The sequence below is a fragment of the Rhodopila sp. genome (genome assembly GCF_035548235.1).
Classification (GTDB): domain Bacteria; phylum Pseudomonadota; class Alphaproteobacteria; order Acetobacterales; family Acetobacteraceae; genus Rhodopila.
Window position 1 is genome coordinate 1 of the sequence record NZ_DASZTJ010000256.1, and the last position, 20,344, is coordinate 20,344.

Below are 20,344 nucleotides of genomic sequence, written 5' to 3' on the forward strand. Positions count from 1 at the left end.
TCGCCAGGATTTTCCGCTCGAAACCATCCTGGTCGCGGATCGACATGTTGGATGCGACGATCGCCTGGCGGATCACAGGCATCGTCTCGATCACCGTCTTGCCTAGGCCTGCGGTGTCGGTCGGCACGTCCCGCCAGCCGACCATGGCCTGGCCTTCCTTGGCCACCACCTGCTCGACATGGCGTTCGATCTGCTCGCGCGCTTCCTTGTCGCGCGGCAGGAAGCACATCGCCACGGCATAGCGGCCCAGCGCGGGCAGCGACATCCCGGCGGAGCGCGCCCAGTCGGCCAGCAGCGCGTCCGGCATCTGGATCATGCAGCCGGCGCCGTCGCCGACCAGCGGATCGGCGCCGACGGCGCCGCGGTGATCCAGGTTCTCCAGGATCTTCAGGCCCTGGGTGATGATATCATGAGATTTTCGGCCTTTGATGTTCACCACGAAGCCAACGCCGCACGAATCGTGCTCGTTGCGGGGATCGTACAGGCCCTGTCTCATTACCTCATGCATGAACCCATCACCTCAGGCCGACTGTCGTAGAGCTTTGTGGCTCGCGCGCGATAGCGCAAGCAGACCTTTTTGCCCGTTGCCTGAACAAATGGCAACCTTTCTATCGCACTGCAGCGTAAGCGAACGGAACGCCCGGCGGCAAGGCACCGACGTCCGGTTTCCCTGAGATTTCTTGGTTCGGCGGGGCATTTTCGCGACCGTCATGGCCACCTCTTGTTCCACATGGCTGTCATGTCACCATGCTTATGCCGCTGGCCGGTCCGTGGCAGGATCGGCCGGTCCCACCCGAACAGGAGGAAACGCATGATCACGCTCTATGGCATGGGCAGCCCGAACGTCGTCAAAATCTATCTGGCGCTGGAGGAATTGGGCCTGCCGTATGAAGTCAAGCCGGTCGACGTCTTCACCGGCCAACAGTTCGACGCCGAATTCCTGAAGCTGAACCCGAATGCGAAGGTCCCGGTGATCATCGATCCCGAAGGGCCGGGCGGCAAGCCATACACATGCTTCGAGTCCGGCGCGATCCTGCTGTACCTGGCGGAAAAGACCGGCAAGCTGCTGCCCAAGGACCCTGCGTCCAAATACGACGCCTATCAGTGGCTGATGACCCAGATGTCCACGGTCGGGCCGATGTTCGGCCAGATGGTGCACTTCATCCGCTTCGCCCCGCCCGGCAACGACTATTCCAAGAGCCGCTACCAGACCCAGGCGCATCGGGTGACCGAGGTGATCGACCACCGCCTGGCGGGTCGCGACTATCTTGCCGGCGAATACTCGATCGCCGACATCGCCACCTATCCGTGGCTGCGCAACGTTCCGGGCTTCATGGGGTCGGACGCCATGGCGAAATATCCGAACGTCGCCCGCTGGGTGAAGGCGATCGACGAACGGCCCGCTGTCACGGCGGCACTGGCCAAGGTGGAGGCGGTGCGGGCGCAGACCACGCCGTTCGACAAGGCCGAACCCGCAGCCCTCGACAAAATGTTCGGCCGTGGGAAGTTTGCCGCCTGAGCCGACGACCGGCACCCCTCCCGCTAAAAGGCGGTGGCGGCCTCACGGATGATAGTAACCGCCGCCGCCGCCGAACAGCAGGAACAGCACGATGATGAGGATCAGCAGCGTCATGCCGCCGCCGTAATGCATGCCGCCGTAATAGCCGGAACGATAGCCGTAATAGCCGCCACCGCCGAACAGCAGAAACAGGATCAGCAGAATCAGGATCAGGTCCATCGGTTCGTCCCTCCCTCGGGCCAGGCAAGTGAAACGAACGAGGCACGCCGCCTGTTCGTCGGCCGCTGACGGAAAACGCGCCGGCACGGTAAACATCGGGTCATGACCTCGCCCCCGTCTCGCCCGTTCGGCTCGCGTCCCGCTGATTCGCGTGTTCCTGCTTCGCGTACCCCTTGGCACCCCGGCCAGGTGGCCGCCCGCCGCCCGTTCCTGGATCGCCGGACCGTTTTGACCCGCGACACGCGGGCGTTCCTGGCCGAACGGGGATACGCAGAGGTGGAAACGCCATGCGCGGTCCCCGCGCCGGGCGAGGAGGTCCACCTGCGTCCCTTCGCGACCACACGCGAGATGCCGGACGGCAGCCTGCAGCCCCTGTGGCTGCATACCAGTCCGGAGTTCGCCATGAAGCGCCTGCTGGTGGGCGGCAGCGGCCCGATCTTCCAGTTCGCCCGCGTCTGGCGCAACGGCGAGGCCTCGCCGTTGCACGCACCGGAATTCACGATGCTGGAGTGGTACCGGCCCAGCGCCGGCATGGACGACCTGATCGATGAGACCACCGACCTGCTGCGTGCGGTCCTGCCGGCGGCGGTGACATGCCGCGGCGTGACGACCGATCTCTCGAAGATCGAGCGCCTGACCGTCGCCGACGCCTTCGCCCGCTACGCCGGCGTCCCCGATCTTCTATCCCTCGGCGAGGACGCCGCCGGGTTGGCCGTGACCGCCGGCACCAGGCTGCGAACGGGTGAGAGCTGGGAAGACCTGTTCTTCCGCCTGCTGCTCGAGCGCGTCGAGCCGCATCTGGGACGGACGCATCCGACTTTCCTGACCCATTGGCCGGCAGCCCAGGCGGCGCTCGCCCGCCGCGATCCGGCCGACCCCCGCGCGGCAGAACGGTTCGAGCTGTTCGTCTGCGCCATCGAACTGGCAAATGCCTTCGTCGAACTCACCGACCCCGTCGAGCAGCGCGCCCGCTTCCTGGCCGATCGCGCTCGGCGTGCCGCGCTGGGCGGCCCGGACTGGCCCCTGGATGAGGATTTCCTGGCGGCGCTTGAGTACGGGATGCCACCCGCCGCCGGAATCGCGCTGGGCTTCGACCGGCTGGCGATGATCGCCGGCGGCGCCGATCGTATCGCTCAAGTGTTGTGGCTGCCGCCCGCCGATCTCATGTAAGGGTCGTGCAGGTTTCGACCCTTCGTGCCCTGGCGGCCTTGTGCCGGCCAACGACTTGCGTGGGCGAGAGCTGAAGTCGTGAATGGTCGACAAAGGCCGGGCATGGCGGGATTGGGTCAGAACGGCGCCGGTCGATGTGGCGGCGACAGGAGGATTGAGATGGCGCGTCGTCGGATGTCGTTTCTGGTGCTGAGTATCGCGGGGCTGGCACTGGGCGCATGCACCGACGAACTGGCGCGGCGGCAGGCGGAACTGAACCGCTGGGTGGGACGGCCCGAGACGGAACTGGTCCAAGCCATGGGCGCGCCGAACCGGTCATACGAAACAGGCGGTCTGAAAATCCTGACCTATGAGGACCACCGGGTCGATATCATCCCAGGCACCTCGTACTACCCGGGCTTCGGTCCCTTCTGGCCGGACGCCGGATTGCCGCCGCAGGCCATCAACCTGACCTGCGATACGAGTTTCGCCGTATCCGGCGGCATCGTGCGCAGCTTCAGCCTGCGCGGCAACGCCTGCGGGTAATCGTTGTTCCGGCCGGCAGGGCGGCTATAGGCTCATGCTGAACCAGAACGCTTCCGGACGGACACACTGACCAGCCGATCCCCCTTCCTGACCCACGCCGCTGATCGGGAGCGCATGCCGGTCCTGCTGCTGAGCGGTTTCCTGGGCAGCGGCAAGACCACGCTGGTGAACGCGATGCTGCGCGACCCACGCCTTGCGGGGACCGCCGTAGCCGTCAACGAGTTCGGTACGATCCCGATCGACCACGACCTGATCGATCACGGTGAGGACCAGACCATCGTCCTGGCGAACGGTTGCTTGTGCTGCAACCTCGCGGGCGACCTGGAGTCCGCGATGATGCGCCTGTTCACCCGGCGCCGGGACGGCAGCGTCCCGCGCTTCGACCGCCTGATCGTCGAGCCGTCGGGCCTGTCGGATCCCGCGCCGATCGCCCAGGCGATCCTGCGCAATCCGATGATGGCGCGGGTGATGCGGTTCGCCGGCATCGTCACCCTGGTGGACGCCCAGTTCGGCCAGGCGCAACTCGCGCGGCATCCCGAGACCCGCAAGCAGGTTGCGCTGGCCGAGACCATCCTGCTGACCAAGACCGACCTCGTGGCCGGCACCGGTCCCCTGGCCGCCGCCGTCCGGGACATCAACGCCACCGCGCCGATCCTGACCGCGGAGCAGGGCCTGATCGACCCCGGACGGCTGTTTCCGGCGGATTTCCTCCATCCGGGCCTGCCGCCCGTTCCTCGGTCCCTGCTGGCCGCCGATCCCGCCGACACCGCACACACGGGGCGCTTCGAGGCTGCCGCCCTCACCGCCGACGTACCGTTGGACTGGCGCCGGTTCGAGGCGTGGCTGAAATCCATCCGCCTGACGCATGCCGACGACCTGCTGCGGGTCAAAGGCATCCTGCACGTCGCAGGCGTCGACGGTCCTGTCGTCGTGCAGGGGGTGCATCACGTCATCAACCACCCGGTCGCGCTCGATGCCTGGCCCAGCCCTGACCGTCGGTCCAGGCTTGTGCTCATCGCCGATCCGGGCACGATCAGGCAAGCGCGGAAAAGCTGGGCCGCGGCGCTGTCCGACCTTGTAGCGACATAGGGAAGGGGGCGGAGAAGAGGGGAGAACGCAGATGCGTGCGATCGACGTCCATGTCCATCCGATGAACGACGCCTATGCCGAGGCAAGCAGCCCGTTCATGCCGGCCGCGATACGCATGTTCAAAGGCAAGTTCGCCCCTCGGCCGACGGAACAGATCGTCGACGATTTCCGCCGTGACGACTGCCTGGCGATCCCCATCGCCTGGGACGCCGAGCATGGCGCCGGCGGATCGGTCTATGCCAATGAGGACCTGGCGGCCCTCACTCGCGACTACCCCGACGTGTTCCTGCCGGGCTGGGCCATGGTCGATCCCTGGCGTGGCCGCAAGGGCCTGGAGGAGATCGAGCACGCGATCCGTGATCTTGGTCTGATGGGGATCAAATACCAGCCTCCGGTCCAGGGTTTCGCGCCCAACGACCGGATGTTCAACCCGATCTGGGACCTGCTGCAGTCGCTGGGCGCGCCGGTGCTGATCCATTGCGGCACCACCGCGATCGGCGCCGGCGAACCCGGTGGCCTGGGCTACAAGCTGGGCTATGCGCGGCCGATCCCCAACCTGGACGACGTGGCCGCGGACTTCCCCCGCCTGAACATCATCGCTGCCCATCCCGGCTGGCCCTGGACCGACGAACTGATCGCCGTCGCCATCCACAAGGGTAACGTTTCCATCGATATCTCCGGCTGGGGACCGAAATACGTCCCGCCCGCGCTGAAGCACGACATGGAGCGGCGGCTGCAGGACAAGGTCCTGTTCGGCTCCGACTACCCGGGCTGGAGCGCGGCGCAATGCTGCGACGAGTGGGAAATGGCAGGGTTCCGTCCCGGCGTCATCGAGAAGCTGTTCCACCGGAACGCGACGCGGATCCTGAAGCTGGAAGACGCCGTTGCGCGTGCGACCGCCGCCGGCGGCGGTTGAGATGCGCGCCCAGGTCGGCATCATCGGCGCCGGACCCGCGGGCCTGTTCCTGGCGCACCTGCTGCATCGTGTCGGGATCGAATCGGTGATCCTGGAGGCGCGCTCGCGTGCCGAGGTCGAAGGTACCGTGCGGGCCGGCGTGTTGGAACACTGGGTGACCGATCTCATGGACGAGCTCGGCCTCGGCACCCGCATGCGGCGTGAAGCGCACCAGCATGACGGCATCACCCTGCAATGGAACGGGGAACGCCACCACGTCGATATCGCCGGTCTGACCAGCGGCCGCCACGTCACCGTCTACCCGCAGCACGAAGTGCTCATCGACCTGATCGAGGCGCGGCTGAAGCAGGGGGGCGCGATCGTGTTCGGTGCCTCGGCCGTTTCGATCACCGGCGCCGATGGCGACACCCCGCGGATCGAGTTCCGTCGCGGTCCGGATGGCGCGCTGGAGCCGCTGCATTGCGACTATGTCGTCGCCGCCGACGGATTTCACGGGCCGGGGCGGCGCGCGATCCCCGAGGCGATGCGGTGCGAATACCAGAAGCTCTATCCGTTCGGCTGGCTGGGCATCCTGGCGCGCGCGCCGCTCTCTTGGCATGAGCTGATCTATGCCAATCAGAACGCCGGCTTCGCCCTGTGCAGCACCCGTTCGGCCGATGTGCAGCGGATGTATATCCAGTGCGACCCCGTCGACGACATCGCCAACTGGTCCGACGACCGGATCTGGGGAGAGTTGTGCTCGCGCCTGGCTTGTGACGGCTGGACGCTGAAAGAAGGTCCGATCTTCCAGAAGGGCATCATCCCGCTGCGGTCCTTCGTCTGCGAAACGATGCAGTTCGGTCGGCTGTTCCTGGCCGGGGACGCGGCGCATATCGTCCCCCCGACCGGGGCGAAAGGCCTGAACCTGGCGGTGGCCGACGTCGTCGTGCTGGCGCGGGCGCTGGAGGCTCGTTTCAAGAGTAACCGTCAGGATTTGCTCGACGGCTATGCGTCGCGGGCCCTGCGGCGGGTGTGGAAGGCGGAACGTTTTTCCTGGTACATGACGACGATGCTGCACAGAAACGACCAGGAAAGCGCGTTCGAGCATCGGATCCACCTGGCGGACCTGGACCTTGTCCGGACCAACCGCTCCGCCGCCGCGGCCTTGGCGGAGAATTACGTGGGGCTGCCGTTCGAGGATTGATCCTGCACCCCAATCCCGCCGGAATCAGCGGTCCCGGCCACGACCGGCGGAGAGCTCAACGGAACGCAGAAAATATTTGAAATCGACCGACAGCCTTTGATATATTGACCCAAGACAATGAAATTTAGACGGACTGCATGGAACTGGTCGATCTCGGCACGACGTTGCACACCAACCAGCTCGCCCGGTCCCGCCGCGCCCGGTCGCTGCCCGTGCGCCTCGCGCGGTCGATCTACAAAGAGCTGACGCGCGGTCCGGAGGTCTACGGCCTGGAATGGGGCGATCCGGACACCTGGACCCCGCTGCAGTATATCCGCGACCGCTTCGTCCTGCCGTTCGTCAACCCGGACCACGTGACGGTCGATATCGGCTGCGGCGGCGGGCGCTGGACGCGCTATCTGCTGGGCTTCAAGACGGTCTACGCCATCGACTACTATGAAAACCTGCTGACTGAGTTCCGCAGGAATTTCGCCCGCTACCGCCACGTCAAGGCGATCCGGAACAACGGCACGGATTTCCCCGGCGTGCCCGCCCAATCGGTCGATTTCGTCTTCTCGTTCGGCTGCTTCGGGCACATCAACCCGTCGCTGATCGACCTCTATCTCGGGAACATCAAGACAATCCTGAAGCCCGGCGGCAACGCCGTGATCCACTACTCCGACAAGAACAAAGCCATGGCGCAGGAGCCCGGCTTCGCCGACAACACGCCCGAGCAGATGCGGGCGATGGTCCTGGCGCACGGGTACCGGATCGTCCAGGAAGACACGACCACGATGTGGAACGGGGCGATCATCCACTTCACGATCTGACGCCTCGCTCTGCCAGGAAGGTGGGACCATGCAAGCCAAGCAGCCCGTCCTGATGTCCATGGGCCTGTCCTTCGGCGCCGCGCTGGCCGTCGCGATCGCGACCCTGGCCCTGGCCGGCGCGAACGAGCACGGCACCCTGCTGGCGCTGTTCCTGACTGCCCGCGTCTCGTTCGTCCTGTTCTGGCTTGCCTATGCGGGCAGCGCGCTGGCCACGCTGTTCGGGCCGACGTTCCAGCCGCTGAAGCAGCGCGGGCGGGAATTCGGGCTGGACTTCGCCAGCGCCCACCTGGTGCATCTGGGGCTGGTCGGCTGGCTGTGCTGGATCGGCGCCGCGCCCGGCCTGTCCGTGTTCGTATTCTTCGGGATCGCGGTCGTCTTCACCTATCTGCTGGCCCTGTTCTCCATCGGGACGCTGCACAAGGCGCTGGACCGACGGTTGTGGTGGCTGTTGCGGACGGTCGGCCTCAACTTCATCCTGTACGCCTTCGCCAAGGACTTCTATCGCGACCCGTTGGCCCAAAGCTGGAAGTTCAACCTCGTCTACCTGCCGTTCTTCGGCCTGTGCGTGATCGGCGTGCTGTTGCGTCTGGTGGCGTTCCTCCAGGGGCTGGGGCGGCGGGATATGACCGTTCGCGCCGGCTGACTCACCGTCCCAGCGACAGCATGATCCCAACCGCCGCGACGCAGCCCAGCACGCCGACGGCGAACGGCGCCTGCAGCCCGGCAACCCCGGCGACCACCCCCAGCAGCGGCGCGCCGACGCCCAGCCCGAAATCCAGGAACGCCGCCCAAGTGCCCAGCGCGACGCCCCGGTTCTCGGGCGGCACGCGCTGGATCGCCTCGATCCCCAGCGCGGGAAAGGAAATGGAGTAGCCCCCGCCGGCCATGGCCGCGCCCAGCAGCGTCGCCGCTTCGGACGGGGCCAGCCACAGCAGGACAAGCCCGGCGGCCTCCAGCGACAGGAAGCCGATCGCGACGCGCCGATGCCCAAGCCGGTCGGGCCAGGACGCACACAACAGCCGTGCGAGGATGAACCCGCCGGCGAAGGCCGCCAGCGCAAGGCCCGGACTGCCCCAGGCCCGGGACGCGATCACCAGCGGCAGGAACGACACGATCGCGGCGTATCCGATCGCCGAAAGCGCCAGCGACAGCCCGGCCGGCGCGACCCATCGCAGCACCGTCTTCAGCGGCACATGGCGATGCGGCAACGGCGCGATCGGCGCCATGCGTGCGCCCACCACCAGCCCGATCAGCGGCGTGGTGAACACCAAAGCCGCCAGCGCGCCCAGGCCGAGGGCGGAATAGAGGACCTGTCCGACGGGTGCCCCAAAACCGAAGGACCCGAACAGCGCCAGACCCACCCACACCATCACCATTCCCGACCGGTGCGGTCCCGCCCGGCGGATGCCCAGCGCGAGGGCGCCGGTCACCAGGAGGCTTTCGGCGATGCCCAGCGTGCCGCGTCCCACCAGCAGTGCCGCCAGCGCGCCGCCCCGGTTCAGAACCGACGCCACGGCGTAGGCCACCCCGGCGACCGAACAGGCCACCAGCCCGAACATCATCGCCTTGCGGGGACCGGCCTTGTCGCTGAACCGTCCGGCGTGCGGCCGGCTAAGCAGGGTGATCAGCGACTGCGCCCCGACAACGATCCCGACAACTGTCGTGCCGTATGACAGCACGCCGTGCACGAACAGCGGCAGCACCGACATCGGCAGGCCGATCGCCAAGGTCCCCAGGAAAACTGCGGCCGCTGGGGGACCAAGCGCCTTCGCGGCCGAGGTGTCTTCGGTCGGAACAAGGATATCAGCGGTCAAGGAAACTCCTTCGCGCGGCGCACGCTAGGCCGCGAGGCGTTTACTTTCCTCGACGATCCGCGCCAGGGCAACGACCTTTCCGATCACGATCAGCGTCGGCCCGGATGGCTGCTCCGCGTCCAGCACATCGGCGAGCGTCCCCAGGGTCGCATGATAGGCGGCCTGTTGGGGGCGGGAGGCATTCTCCACCGCAACCGCCGGGGTCGAGGCCGGCAGCCCGGCCTCGATCAGGCTGGCAGCGACCTTGCGGACGGTCTTGCCGGCCATATAGGCGGCGATGGTGCCCCCGCTGGCCGCCAGCGCGCGCCAGTCATGCGCCGGCACTTCGCCATCCGCGCCATGGCCGGTCACGAAGTGCAACGACCGCGCGGTCTCGCGATGCGTCAGCGGGATCTGCAGCGACGCGGCGGCGGCGCAGGCGGCGGTGACGCCGGGAACGACCTCCACCGGCACGCCGGCGGCGCGCAGCGTGTCCAACTCCTCGCCACCGCGGCCGAATACGAACGGATCACCACCCTTCAGCCGCACGACGTGCTTGCCGGTGCCGGCCAGTTTCACGATCAGGGCGTTGATCGCGCTTTGCTGCATCGCATGCCGGCCGCAGCGCTTGCCGACATCGATCCGCCGGCAGCCGGGCCGAGCGTAGTCGAGGATCGCGGGATCGATGAGCGCGTCATACAGGATGGCGTCGGCGCCTTGGATCGCCTTGACCGCACGCAGCGTCAGCAACTCCGGGTCCCCAGGTCCCGCGCCGACCAGAGTCGCTCGGCCGGCGTTGTCATTCAGCGGGAATGCGGACATCGCGCAGGATCTCCTCCAGTTCGGGGATGCAGGAACCGCAGTTGGTGCCGGCGCGCAGGCGCTCGCCGATCTGCCTGGCGGTGGTGAGGTTCTCGGTCGCGATCGCATGGCGGATCGCGTCGCGGCTGACGCCGAAGCAGGCGCAGACCTTGGGGCCTTCGTTGGCCGTCGCGCCATACATGCGTCCGGACAGGACGCTGGCGCGATCGCTGTCGGACACCGGGGCGCCGATCATGGGGATCACGGCCTGTTCGGCGGGCAGCATGCTGGGGTGACGGGCGAGGAACAAGCATGCCTCCAGCGCACCGTCGGAGACGATCGCGACGCGGTACACGCCGCGCTTCCGGTCGGTCATCTCCAGCCAGTCGGCGTCGGCGGGCTGGTCCGTGAGCGCGGCGGCGAACTGGCCCAGTGCCTCACCGGCGGGCATCGGGCCGAGGCCGGTCAGCCGGTAAAGCTGACCGTCGTTGACCGGGATGCGGGACCAGTGACAGAGGTCCGCGAATGCGCCTGCGGCCGGCACGCCTGCCGAACGGCGCAGCAGCAGGCCGTGGAAGCCGGCGGCGACCGGCTCGATCGTCGCCGGCGTTGCCTTCAGCTCCGGCTGGCCGGAGACAGGATCGACGCGGCCCGTCACGACGCGATCGACCGGGCCGGCGGCGGAGAACTGGTCGGTCCAGTGCATGGGCGCGAAGACCTCGCCATGCCGCAGCGTGTGGCGGAGTTCGGCGCGCAGGACGATCTCGCCATGATCGGTGCGCAGGCGTGCGAGGCTGCCGTCGGCGATCCCCGCGGCGTCGGCGTCGGCCGGGTGCAGCGACAAGGTCGGTTCGGGCGTGTGCGACATCAGCGCGGGCGCGAGGCCGGTGCGTGTCATCGTATGCCACTGGTCACGGATGCGGCCGGTGTTCAGCAGCACGCCGCCTGGTGCTGCCTTGGGGGGCGGCTTGAACGGGGTCGGGACGAACCGGGCCTTGCCGTCCGGGGTCGAGAAGCCGCCTTCGGCGAACAGCCGTCCGGCCTCGGTGGTCGCGCCGGCCGGCAGCGGCCAGCGGAAGGACGGCATGGCGTCGTAGTCGGAGTCGGTGATGAAGGCCTTGGCGCCGATGTCGAAGATGCGGCGGCCATCATTGGCGTGGGCCGACAACGCCGCATGCTCGCGGAATACCGCGGCAGGGTTGGTCCAGGCAAAGGCGTCGGCCCAGCCCATCCGGCGGCCGACTTCGGCGAACTGCCACCAGTCGGACCGGGCGTCGCCGGGTGCCTCGCGGAACGGCCGCTGGCGGGAGATGCGGCGTTCCGAGGAGGTGACGGTGCCGTCCTTCTCCCCCCAGGCGGCCGCAGGCAGCACGACATGCGCCAGCGCCGAGGTGTCCGTCGGCCAGCAATCGGAGACGACGACGAATGGGCAGGCTTTCAGTGCATCGCGGACACGGCCCGCGCGCGGCAGGCTGACGGCGGGGTTGGTGGCGACGATCCACAGCGCCTTGATGCGCCCGTCCAGCACGGCGTCGAACAGGTCGACGGCCTTCAGGCCCGGCTTCGGCGCCAGGGTCGGGCTGTTCCAGAACGCCTGCAGCGCCGCGCGGTCGGCCGGATCGTCGAAGCGCATATGCGCGGCAAGCTGGTTCGCCAGCCCCCCGACCTCCCGCCCGCCCATGGCGTTGGGCTGGCCGGTGACGGAGAACGGCCCCATGCCCGGCCGGCCGATCCGCCCGGTGGCGAGGTGGCAGTTGATGATGGCGTTGACCTTGTCCGTCCCGGCCGAGGACTGGTTCACCCCCTGGGAATAGACGGTCATGACCCGTTCGGTGCGGGCGAACAGGTCGTAGAAGGTTTCCAGCGCCTCGGGGTCGATGCCGCAGGTGGCGGCGATGGCATCCAGGTCGTCCCCAGCGTCGCCATCCGCCCCGGCGACTGCCGCTTCCAGCCCGACCGTGTGCCGCTCGACCCACGCGGCATCGACCCTCCCGTTCGCCACCAGGTATTGCAGCAGCCCGTTGAACAGCGCGACGTCCGTCCCCACGGCCAGCGGCAGGTGGAGGTCCGCCGCCTCGGCCGTCGCCGTCCGTCGCGGGTCCAGCACCACCACCTTCGTGCCGTGCGCCTGGCGTGCCGCCGTCATCCGCTGGTGCAGGACCGGGTGGCACCAGGCCGCGTTGCTGCCGACCAGGACCACGAGGTCGGCTTCGTCCCAGTCCTCGTAGACCCCCGGCACCACGTCCTCTCCGAACGCGCGGACGTGCCCGGCGACCGAGGACGCCATGCACAGCCGGGAATTCGTGTCGATGTTCGCGGAACCGATGAAGCCCTTCATCAGCTTGTTGGCAACGTAATAATCTTCCGTCAGGCACTGGCCGGACACGTAGAACGCTACGCTGTCCGACCCGTGTTCGGCGATCGCCGCCCGGAAACGTTCCGATACCAGGTCGAGCGCGCGGTCCCAATCCGCCGCCTGCCCGTCGATCGTCGGCGTCACCAGGCGACCGGAATCGTCCAAGGTCGAAGCCAGTGCCGCACCCTTGGAGCACAGCCGGCCGCGATTGGACGGATGGCCGGCGTCGCCCTTGATCGTGTCGTCCGGCTGCGCCACGACGCCGCAGCCCACGCCGCAATAGGGGCAGGTGGTGTGGACCGCGGCGCCGGTCATGCCGCGACGCCCGACGGCTGGCCAACACCCAGCAGGATGCGACCTTCCCGCACCCGCACGGGAACGCGATGCACGCAGCCCTCATCCGGTTCCTGCGCCTGGCCGTCGGCAAGGCCGATGACCCAATTGTGCAGGGGACAGGTCACGGACGTGCCGTGCACGATGCCCTGCGACAGCTTGCCGGCTTTGTGCGGGCAACGGTCATACAGCGCGAAGACCTGGTCATCGGCGGTGCGGAACACCGCGATGTCGCAGCCGGGCATCGAAACGACCCGTGAGCGCAGGTGGGGGATGTCGTCGATATGGCCGACATCCATCCAGATGGTCGTCCGGCCGTCCATCACGACACCTCCGCCAGCGGCTTGAACTCATGCGCCTCGGCGCCCTGGGCGCGGTCGGTCCAGGGATCGTCCTGGGAGAAGCGCTGGCTGTACAGGAAGCGCTCATGCAGCGCCTTGCGCGTGGCCGGGTCGGCGAGCGTTTCGCGCACCGTCTCGATACCGACACGTTCGATCCAGGGCGCCGTGCGCTCCAGGTACCATGCGTCCTCGCGGTAGAACTGCATGAAGGCGCCGGCGTATTCCAGCACTTCCTCCCCGGTCGTGACCTTGGCCAGCAGGTCGGTGACCCGCACCTTGATGCCGCCATTGCCGCCGACATGCAGGTCCCAGCCCGCCTCGGTCGCGACCACGCCGAAGTCCTTGATGGTGGCTTCCGCGCAGTTCCGCGGGCAGCCCGAGACGGCCATCTTGGTCTTGTGCGGCGTCCAGGAACCCCAGGTCATCTTCTCCAGCGCCACGCCCATGCCGGTGGAATCCTGCGTGCCGAAGCGGCACCATTCCGATCCGACGCAGGTCTTCACCGTGCGCAGCGCCTTGCCGTAGGCATGGCCCGAGACCATCCCCGCCGCGTTCAGGTCCTTCCAGACCGCCGGCAGGTCGTCCTTCTTCACGCCCAGCAGGTCGATGCGCTGGCCGCCGGTGACCTTCACCGACGGGATCTGGAACTTGTCCACCACATCGGCGATCGCCCGCAGCTCCGCCGCCGTCGTCGTGCCGCCCCACATGCGCGGAACGACCGAGTAGGTGCCGTCCTTCTGGATGTTGGCGTGCATGCGTTCGTTCACGAAGCGCGAGGCGCTGGCGTCCACATACTCGCCGGGCCAGGCGCACAGCAGGTAGTAGTTCAACGCCGGCCGGCACGACGCGCAGCCATCCGGCGTGGTCCAGCCCATCGCCTGCATCACCGCCGGAATGGTCTTCAGTTGCCGCGCGACGATCGCCTTGCGGAGCTCGCCATGACCGACGCCGGTACATTTGCAGACCGGCTTGACCTTCGGCGCGGCCTTGTAGTCGCCGCCCAGCGCCAAGCCCAGCAGGGCCTCCACCTGGCAGGTGCAGCTCCCACAGGAGGACGACGCCTTGGTCCGGCCCCGCACCTGGTCCAGCGTCGTCAGCTTGTGCTTGTCGATCGCCGCCAGGATCGTGCCTTTCGACACGCCGTTGCAGCCGCAGATCTCGGCCGTGTCGGGCAGCGTCTCGACGCCCGCCGGGGCGCCGGGGGCGATCGAGGGACCGAACACCATGGTGTCGCGGATCGCGCCGACGTCTGTGCCGTTGCGGATCATGTCGAAATACCAGGACCCGTCGGCGGCGGCGCCGTACAGCACGCAGCCGACCAGCTTGTCGTCACGGACGACCAGCTTCTTGTGCACGCCGCGCCTGGCGTCGCGGAACACGATGTCCTCGGTCGTATCGTCGCCCATGAAGTCACCGGCTGAGAACATGTCGACGCCGGTGACCTTCAGCCGCGTGCCGGTGATCGCCGGGACATAGTCGGTCTCCGCCGTTCCGGTGATGCGGTCGGCGAGCACCTTCGCCATGTCCCACAGCGGCGCGACCAGGCCGAACACCGCGCCGCGATGTTCGATGCATTCGCCCACCGCGAAGACGGCGGGGTCGGAGGTGCGCATGCCGTCATCGACCTGGATGCCGCGGTTGCAGGCCAGGCCCGCATCCTTGGCCAGGGCGATGTTGGGGCGGATGCCGGCGGACATCACCACGAGGTCGGCGTCCAGCCGCGTGCCGTCCTTCAGCTCCACCGCCCCGACGCGGTCGGCGCCATGGATCGCCGCCGTGTTCGCCTCCGTCAGGATGCGCATCCCGCGCCCTTCCAGTTCGGCTTTCAGCAGGCCGGCGGACACGGGATCGAGCTGGCGTTCCATCAGCGTCGGCATCAGGTGCAGCACGGTGACGTCCATGCCGTTGCGCAGCAGGCCATTGGCCGCTTCCAATCCCAGCAGGCCGCCGCCGATGACAATGGCCTTCCGGTGGGTCTTCGCCACCGCCAGCATCGTTCCGACATCGGCGATGTCGCGGAAGCCGATCACGCCCGGCAGCCTGTGCCCCGGCACCGGAATGATGATCGGGTTCGAGCCGGTGGCCAGGATCAGAACGTCATAGGGCCGGGTGGTGCCGAGCGCCCCGGTGACGGTCTTCGCCGCGCGGTCGATCGTGACGACGGGCTCGCCGGCGATCAGTTCGATCTCGTTCTCTTCGTACCACGACCTTGGATGCGTGGTGATCGCCTCGAAGGTCTTCTCGCCGGCCAGGACCGGGGAGAGCATGATGCGGTTGTAGTTGCCGTGCGGCTCCGCGCCGAACACGGTGATCTGGAAGGTCTGCGGGGCGCGGGCCAGGATTTCCTCGACGGCACGCACGCCGGCCATTCCGTTTCCGACCAGGACCAGTCGGGAACGCTTGGGAGCGATCATGTTCATGGTGATTCCTCAGACCCGAGCGGCGCCGTGCAGTTCGGCCCAGGTGGTGCGCCAGCGGCGACGGACGCTGGAGATGCTGACCAGGGCAACGATGGCGAGAAGGGCGAAGACCAGGAAGCCGGGACCGTAGCTGCCCGACATCTGCTTGGAGTAGCCGAGGCTGGAGGCGAGGTAGAAGCCGCCCACCCCGCCGGACATGCCGACCAGGCCGGTCATGACCCCGATCTCCCGCTTGAAGCGCTGCGGCACGAGCTGGAACACCGACCCGTTGCCCATGCCCAGCGCCAGCATGCCCAGGATGAAGACGGGCAAAGCGAGGTAGATGGTGGACAGGCCCGCGGCGACGGTGGCGAAGGCCGCCGCGGCGACGGCATAGAGGATCTGCAGCGCCTGCACGCCGCCGATGCGATCGGCGATGGCGCCCCCGATCGGGCGGACCATCGAACCGACGAAGACGACCGCCGCGGTGCAGTAGCCGGCTGTGACCGCGGACAGGCCGTAAGCGTCATTGAAGTAGATCGTCAACGAGGACGCCAGTCCGACGAAGCCGCCGAAAGTGACGCTGTAGAAGAACATGAACCACCAGCAGTCGCCGATCTTCAGCAGGTTGAAATAGGCCGAAAGCGGCTTGGGCGGCGGGCTGTTCGGGCTGTCCTCGGCCAGCAGGATGAAGACGACGAAGGCGACGGCCAGCGGGACGGCGGCCAGGCCGACGACGTTCTGCCAGCCGACCGCGAGCGCCAAACCGGGCGCGAACAGCGCGGCCAGCACGGTCCCCGAATTCCCCGCGCCCGCGATTCCCAGCGCGGTCCCCTGGTGCTCGGGCGGATACCAGGCGGAGGCCAGCGGCAGCGCCACGGCGAAGGAGGCGCCGGCCAGGCCGAGGACACAACCCAGCGCCAGTGTGCCGGAGAAGCTGTCGATGCCGATCGCCCAGGCGCCGACCAGGCCGGCGATGACCACCACCTGCGCGCCGATGCCGACCCGCTTGGCCTTGAAGCGGTCCACCAGCAGGCCAAGGACGACCCGCAGCGCTGCCCCGACCAGGACGGGCGTTGCGACCATCAGGCCCTTATGCGCGGGATCGAGATGCAGTTGCTTGGCGATGGCGACGCCCAGCGGGCCAAGCAGCACCCAGACCATGAAGGAGAGGTCGAAGTAGAGAAAGGACGCGAAAAGTGTCGGCAGATGGCCGCTCTTGAGGAAGCCCTTGTGCATGGTGTGTATCACGGGACCTGGGCTGCCGCCGTTGGCAGGCCGGACTGACACAGGAAGCGGCATCCGCTTCGAACCAAAAGCATCACCCGCCGTTGCGCGATGCTTTGAGAACATGTCTCGCCGTGATGCAGTGCAATAGGGATGCCAAGTTAGGCAGATGGCCTGAATGGTCAAGAAATTGGGCGCTAGAATGGATTCAACTGCCTATATAGAAGGCAATCGTGATCAGCCCTTGCTCATATTGATTTTAAAATATGCATATCCTACCGGTGCGGCATGGCGGACGCGACCTGGCCCCACGGCTCTTACGCCGCTTCGACGATTTTCTTCCCCCGCAGCCGTTCCTCCAGCCGCTGGATCAGCACGAAGAAGCACGGCACGAACACCACCGCCAGGCAGGTCGATGCCAGCATCCCGGTGGAGACCGAAATACCGATCGACTTCCGCGCGTTCGCGCCCGCCCCGGTGGCCAGCACCAAGGGCAGCACGCCCAGGATGAAGGCGAAGGACGTCATCAGGATCGGCCGAAAGCGGGTGCGGGAGGCGTCGATCGCCGCCTGGATGATCGGCACGCCGCGATGGATGCGTTCTTCGCGCGCCACCTCGACGATCAGGATCGCGTTCTTCGCGCCCAGCGCGATCAGCAGCATCAGGCCGATCTGGGTATAGAGGTTGTTGTCGACGCCCAGTCCGGTCAGCGCCAGCACCGGTCCCAGCAGCGCCAGCGGCACCGCCAGCACCACCGACAACGGCGCCAGCCAGCTTTCGTACTGGCCCGCCAGCACCAGGTAGACCAGCACGATGGCCAGGCCGAACGCCAGGTACATCTGCCCGCCGACTGCTTTCTCCTGATACGACATTGCCGTCCACTCCGACCCCATGCCGGCGGGCAGGTCGGCGGCGGCGATCTCATCCATCAGCGACAATGCCTGGCCGGAGCTGAAACCGGATGCCGGCTGGCCGATGACGGTCGCGGCGGGATAGAGGTTGTAGAGCTGCACCAGCGCCGGACCCGTGGTCTGTTCGATCGAGATGATGGTACCGATCGGAACCATCTGTCCCGACGACGTCTTGACCGGCAGCAGCTCGACCTCGGCCGGGGTCGCGCGGAATTTCGGGTCGGCCTGGGCATAGACCTGGAAGGTCAGCCCGAACTTGTTGATCTGGCCGACATAGCTGGACCCGAGATACGTCGCCAGGGTCTCGAATACCTGGCCGATGGATACGCCCAGCGACTCCGCCTTGGTGCGGTCCACGTGTACGATCATCTGCGGAACGTTGGCGCGCATCGTCGTGCTGCTGCGCGACAGGCCCGACTGGCTGGCCGCATCGGTCAGGATGTGGCGGGTCACCGCCTGCAGCTTCTCGAAATCGTCGCTGCCGTCCCGCAACTCGACTTCCATGGTATAGCCGCCCGAGTTGCCGATGCCCTGGATCGCCGGCGGCGGGACGACCAGGATCGAGGCGTCCTCGATTGGCGCCACGGCGGCGTTCAGCGCTTGGTACATGCCCAGAAGCCCCTCGGAGGCGGAGGTGCGCTGGCTCCAATCCTTCAGTACGACATAGGCGACGCCGGCGTTCGACAGCGACGCGCTGTTGTCGAGCGGGGAGATACCGGCGATCGCCACCACGTCCTGCACCCCCGGCACCGCGCTGACCGATTTCTGTACGCGGGACAGGACCGCCTGCGTGCGGTCCAGCGACGCGCTGTCGGGCAATTGCACGGCGATCAGGAAATAGCCCTGGTCCTCCAGCGGCAGGAAACCGGTGGGCAGGCGCGACAAGCCGTACAGGCCGCCACCGGCGATGGCCAGCGCCAGGACCACCATGATCGCCGCGTGGCGGACCATGAAGCCGATCATGCCGATATAGCCATGCTCGACCCGAGCATAGACGGCGTTGAAGCCGCGATAGAAAAAGTTGCGCTTTTCGGGCGGTACCGCGGGCCGCAGCCACAATGCGCACTGCGTCGGCTTCAGCGTCGCCGCGTTGATCGCGCTGATGATCGCGGTGGCGGCGATCACCAGCGCGAACTGGGCATACAGCCGCCCGGTCAGTCCGGGCAGGAACGACGCCGGAATGAACACCGACATCAGCACCAGCGTGATGCCGATGATCGGGCCGAACAGCTCGCTCATGGCCTTCACCGCGGCGTCGTGCGGCGACAACCCGCGCTCGATGTGGTGCGCCGCACCCTCGACGACCACGATCGCGTCGTCGACCACGATGCCGATCGACAGCACGATGGCGAACAGGGTCGAGAGGTTGATGGTGAAGCCCAGCGCCGCCATCGCGGCGAAGGCGCCGATGATCGTCACCGGCACCGTCGTCGCCGGGACCAGGGTCGCTCGGATGTCCTGCAGGAAGACCAGGATGACGATCAGGACCAGGACGCCGGCCTCGATCAGCGTCCGGTACACCTCATCGACCGAGGCCGAAACGAACTTCGTCGTGTCGAACGGCAGGTCGTAGGCGACGCCGGGCGGGAACGCCTTCGCCAGTTCCGCCATCTTCTGCCGGACCTCGGTCGCCACGGTCAGCGCATTCGCGCCGGGCGACTGGAAGATCGCCAGGCCGGCGGATGGCTTGCCGTTGCTGGTGAAGATCTGGGAGTAGGTCTGCGCGCCCAACTCCACATGGCCGATGTCGCGGATGCGGGTGACGGCGCCGTCGGACCCGGTCTTGACGATGATGTTGGCGAATTGTTCGGGATCGCTGAGGCGTCCCAGGACGTTCAGCGTATACTGGAAGTTCTGGCCCTTGGTGGGCGGGGCGCCGATCTGTCCTGCCGTGACCTGGGCGCTCTGTTGCTGCAACGCCTGCGTGACGTCCGAGGTGGTCAGCCCGCGCGCCTGCATCAGTGCCGGATCGAGCCAGATGCGCATCGCGTATTGCCCGGCACCGAACACCGTGACGTTGCCCACGCCAGGCAGGCGCGCCAACTCCTGCTGCAGGTTGATCGCCGCGTAGTTCGACAGGTACAGGCTGTCATGACGCTGGTCAGGCGAGGTCAGCGTGACGATGCCCAGGATCGCCGTCGATCGCTGCTGCACGGTGACGCCCTGCGCCTGCACGGACTGCGGCAGCGACGCCATCGCGCTGGCGACGCGGTTCTGCACCAGCACCTGCGCGAAGTTCAGGTCGGTGCCGATCTTGAACGTCACAGTCAGGGAATAGCTGCCGTCGCTGGTGCTGGTGGACTGCATGTACAGCATGTCCTGCACGCCGTTGACCTGCTGCTCGATCGGCAGGGCGACGGTGTTCATGACGTCGGTCGCGCTTGCGCCCGGATAGCGCGTGGTGACCTGCACCGTCGGCGGCGTCACGTCCGGATATTGCGCGATCGGCAGGCTGAACAGCGCGACGCCGCCGATCAGCACGAACAGGATCGCCAGCACATTGGCCAGGACCGGGCGGTCGATGAAGAATTTGGCGATCATCGGCTCAGGACCCGTCGGCCTTCAGCGTGATTGTCGTCGGGTTGACCGCCTGGCCCGGCGTGGCGCGCTGCACGCCGTCGACGACCACCTGATCGTCCGGCGTCAGGCCGGATTCGATCACCCGCAGCGATCCCTCCAGGGGACCCTTGGTGACATGCTTCTGCACCACCTTGTCGTCGGCGCCGACGACAAGGACATAGGCGCCGCCTTGG

16 protein-coding genes and 2 pseudogenes are annotated in these 20,344 nt (G+C 67.3%); 8 read left to right on the top strand and 10 right to left on the bottom strand.

Translation table 11 applies throughout. From position 1 onward, the window contains the following. Positions 1-508: pseudogene (locus VHB27_RS20660) on the bottom strand (glutamate synthase subunit alpha); the annotation flags it as partial. A gap of 303 nt (positions 509-811) precedes the next feature. Here VHB27_RS20660 and VHB27_RS20665 point away from each other — a divergent pair. Continuing rightward, positions 812-1,519: a glutathione S-transferase family protein gene (locus VHB27_RS20665; RefSeq protein WP_325604103.1), complete on the top strand. Its 708-nt coding sequence runs from the start codon at positions 812-814 to the stop codon at positions 1,517-1,519. Positions 1,520-1,561: 42 nt separating this feature from the next. On the opposite strand, the gene VHB27_RS20670 is transcribed toward VHB27_RS20665, so the two are convergent. Continuing rightward, complete coding sequence (locus VHB27_RS20670) at positions 1,562-1,738, bottom strand: DUF3309 domain-containing protein (protein ID WP_325604105.1); 177 nt, start codon at positions 1,736-1,738, stop codon at positions 1,562-1,564. 102 nt (positions 1,739-1,840) lie between these two features. Here VHB27_RS20670 and epmA point away from each other — a divergent pair, with 102 nt between their 5' ends. The 7 genes from epmA to VHB27_RS20705 all read left to right on the top strand — a co-directional run bounded on the left by epmA (position 1,841) and on the right by VHB27_RS20705 (position 8,073). After that, positions 1,841-2,908, top strand: a complete 1,068-nt coding sequence (gene epmA / locus VHB27_RS20675) for an EF-P lysine aminoacylase EpmA (protein WP_325604107.1) — start codon at positions 1,841-1,843, stop codon at positions 2,906-2,908. A gap of 159 nt (positions 2,909-3,067) precedes the next feature. Beyond that, positions 3,068-3,433, top strand: coding sequence for a hypothetical protein (locus VHB27_RS20680; RefSeq protein ID WP_325604109.1), 366 nt, complete (start codon positions 3,068-3,070; stop codon positions 3,431-3,433). Positions 3,434-3,547: 114 nt separating this feature from the next. After that, positions 3,548-4,522 (top strand): CobW family GTP-binding protein, encoded by a 975-nt coding sequence (locus tag VHB27_RS20685; protein ID WP_325604111.1) that lies wholly within the window; start codon positions 3,548-3,550, stop codon positions 4,520-4,522. A 31-nt stretch (positions 4,523-4,553) separates the two neighbouring features. Further along, positions 4,554-5,438: an amidohydrolase family protein gene (locus VHB27_RS20690; protein WP_325604113.1), complete on the top strand. Its 885-nt coding sequence runs from the start codon at positions 4,554-4,556 to the stop codon at positions 5,436-5,438. A 1-nt stretch (position 5,439) separates the two neighbouring features. Next, positions 5,440-6,621 (top strand): 4-hydroxybenzoate 3-monooxygenase, encoded by a 1,182-nt coding sequence (locus VHB27_RS20695; protein ID WP_325604115.1) that lies wholly within the window; start codon positions 5,440-5,442, stop codon positions 6,619-6,621. A 137-nt stretch (positions 6,622-6,758) separates the two neighbouring features. Beyond that, entirely contained in the window at positions 6,759-7,430 is a 672-nt protein-coding gene (locus VHB27_RS20700) for a class I SAM-dependent methyltransferase (RefSeq protein WP_325604117.1), read from the top strand. 28 nt (positions 7,431-7,458) lie between these two features. Next, positions 7,459-8,073 (top strand): hypothetical protein, encoded by a 615-nt coding sequence (locus VHB27_RS20705; protein ID WP_325604119.1) that lies wholly within the window; start codon positions 7,459-7,461, stop codon positions 8,071-8,073. Between the two features lies 1 nt (position 8,074). Here VHB27_RS20705 and VHB27_RS20710 read toward each other — a convergent pair whose 3' ends face one another. From VHB27_RS20710 to VHB27_RS20745, 8 genes and pseudogenes are all read right to left on the bottom strand, one after another. Continuing rightward, a complete protein-coding gene (locus VHB27_RS20710; protein WP_325604121.1) occupies positions 8,075-9,244 on the bottom strand; it encodes an MFS transporter in 1,170 nt (389 codons plus the stop codon). A gap of 24 nt (positions 9,245-9,268) precedes the next feature. Then, positions 9,269-10,045 (bottom strand): uroporphyrinogen-III C-methyltransferase, encoded by a 777-nt coding sequence (gene cobA, locus VHB27_RS20715; protein WP_325604123.1) that lies wholly within the window; start codon positions 10,043-10,045, stop codon positions 9,269-9,271. Then, entirely contained in the window at positions 10,023-12,695 is a 2,673-nt protein-coding gene (locus VHB27_RS20720) for a molybdopterin-dependent oxidoreductase (protein ID WP_325604125.1), read from the bottom strand. The genes cobA and VHB27_RS20720 overlap by 23 nt, the downstream gene beginning before the upstream one ends. Further along, the gene (nirD, locus tag VHB27_RS20725; RefSeq protein ID WP_325604127.1) at positions 12,692-13,036 is read right to left on the bottom strand and encodes a nitrite reductase small subunit NirD; all 345 of its coding nucleotides are present in this window, start codon (positions 13,034-13,036) and stop codon (positions 12,692-12,694) included. The genes VHB27_RS20720 and nirD overlap by 4 nt, the downstream gene beginning before the upstream one ends. Further along, on the bottom strand, positions 13,036-15,474 hold the full coding sequence (gene nirB / locus VHB27_RS20730; RefSeq protein WP_413788635.1) for a nitrite reductase large subunit NirB: 2,439 nt from the start codon (positions 15,472-15,474) through the stop codon (positions 13,036-13,038). The genes nirD and nirB overlap by 1 nt, the downstream gene beginning before the upstream one ends. 9 nt (positions 15,475-15,483) lie before the next feature. After that, positions 15,484-16,692 carry a nitrate/nitrite transporter gene (locus VHB27_RS20735; RefSeq protein WP_325604129.1) on the bottom strand — a complete coding sequence of 403 codons (1,209 nt, stop codon included), beginning with the start codon at positions 16,690-16,692 and terminating at the stop codon, positions 15,484-15,486. A gap of 305 nt (positions 16,693-16,997) precedes the next feature. Further along, positions 16,998-20,132 carry an efflux RND transporter permease subunit gene (locus VHB27_RS20740; protein ID WP_325604131.1) on the bottom strand — a complete coding sequence of 1,045 codons (3,135 nt, stop codon included), beginning with the start codon at positions 20,130-20,132 and terminating at the stop codon, positions 16,998-17,000. A 4-nt stretch (positions 20,133-20,136) separates the two neighbouring features. Continuing rightward, positions 20,137-20,344: pseudogene (locus VHB27_RS20745) on the bottom strand (efflux transporter periplasmic adaptor subunit); the annotation flags it as partial.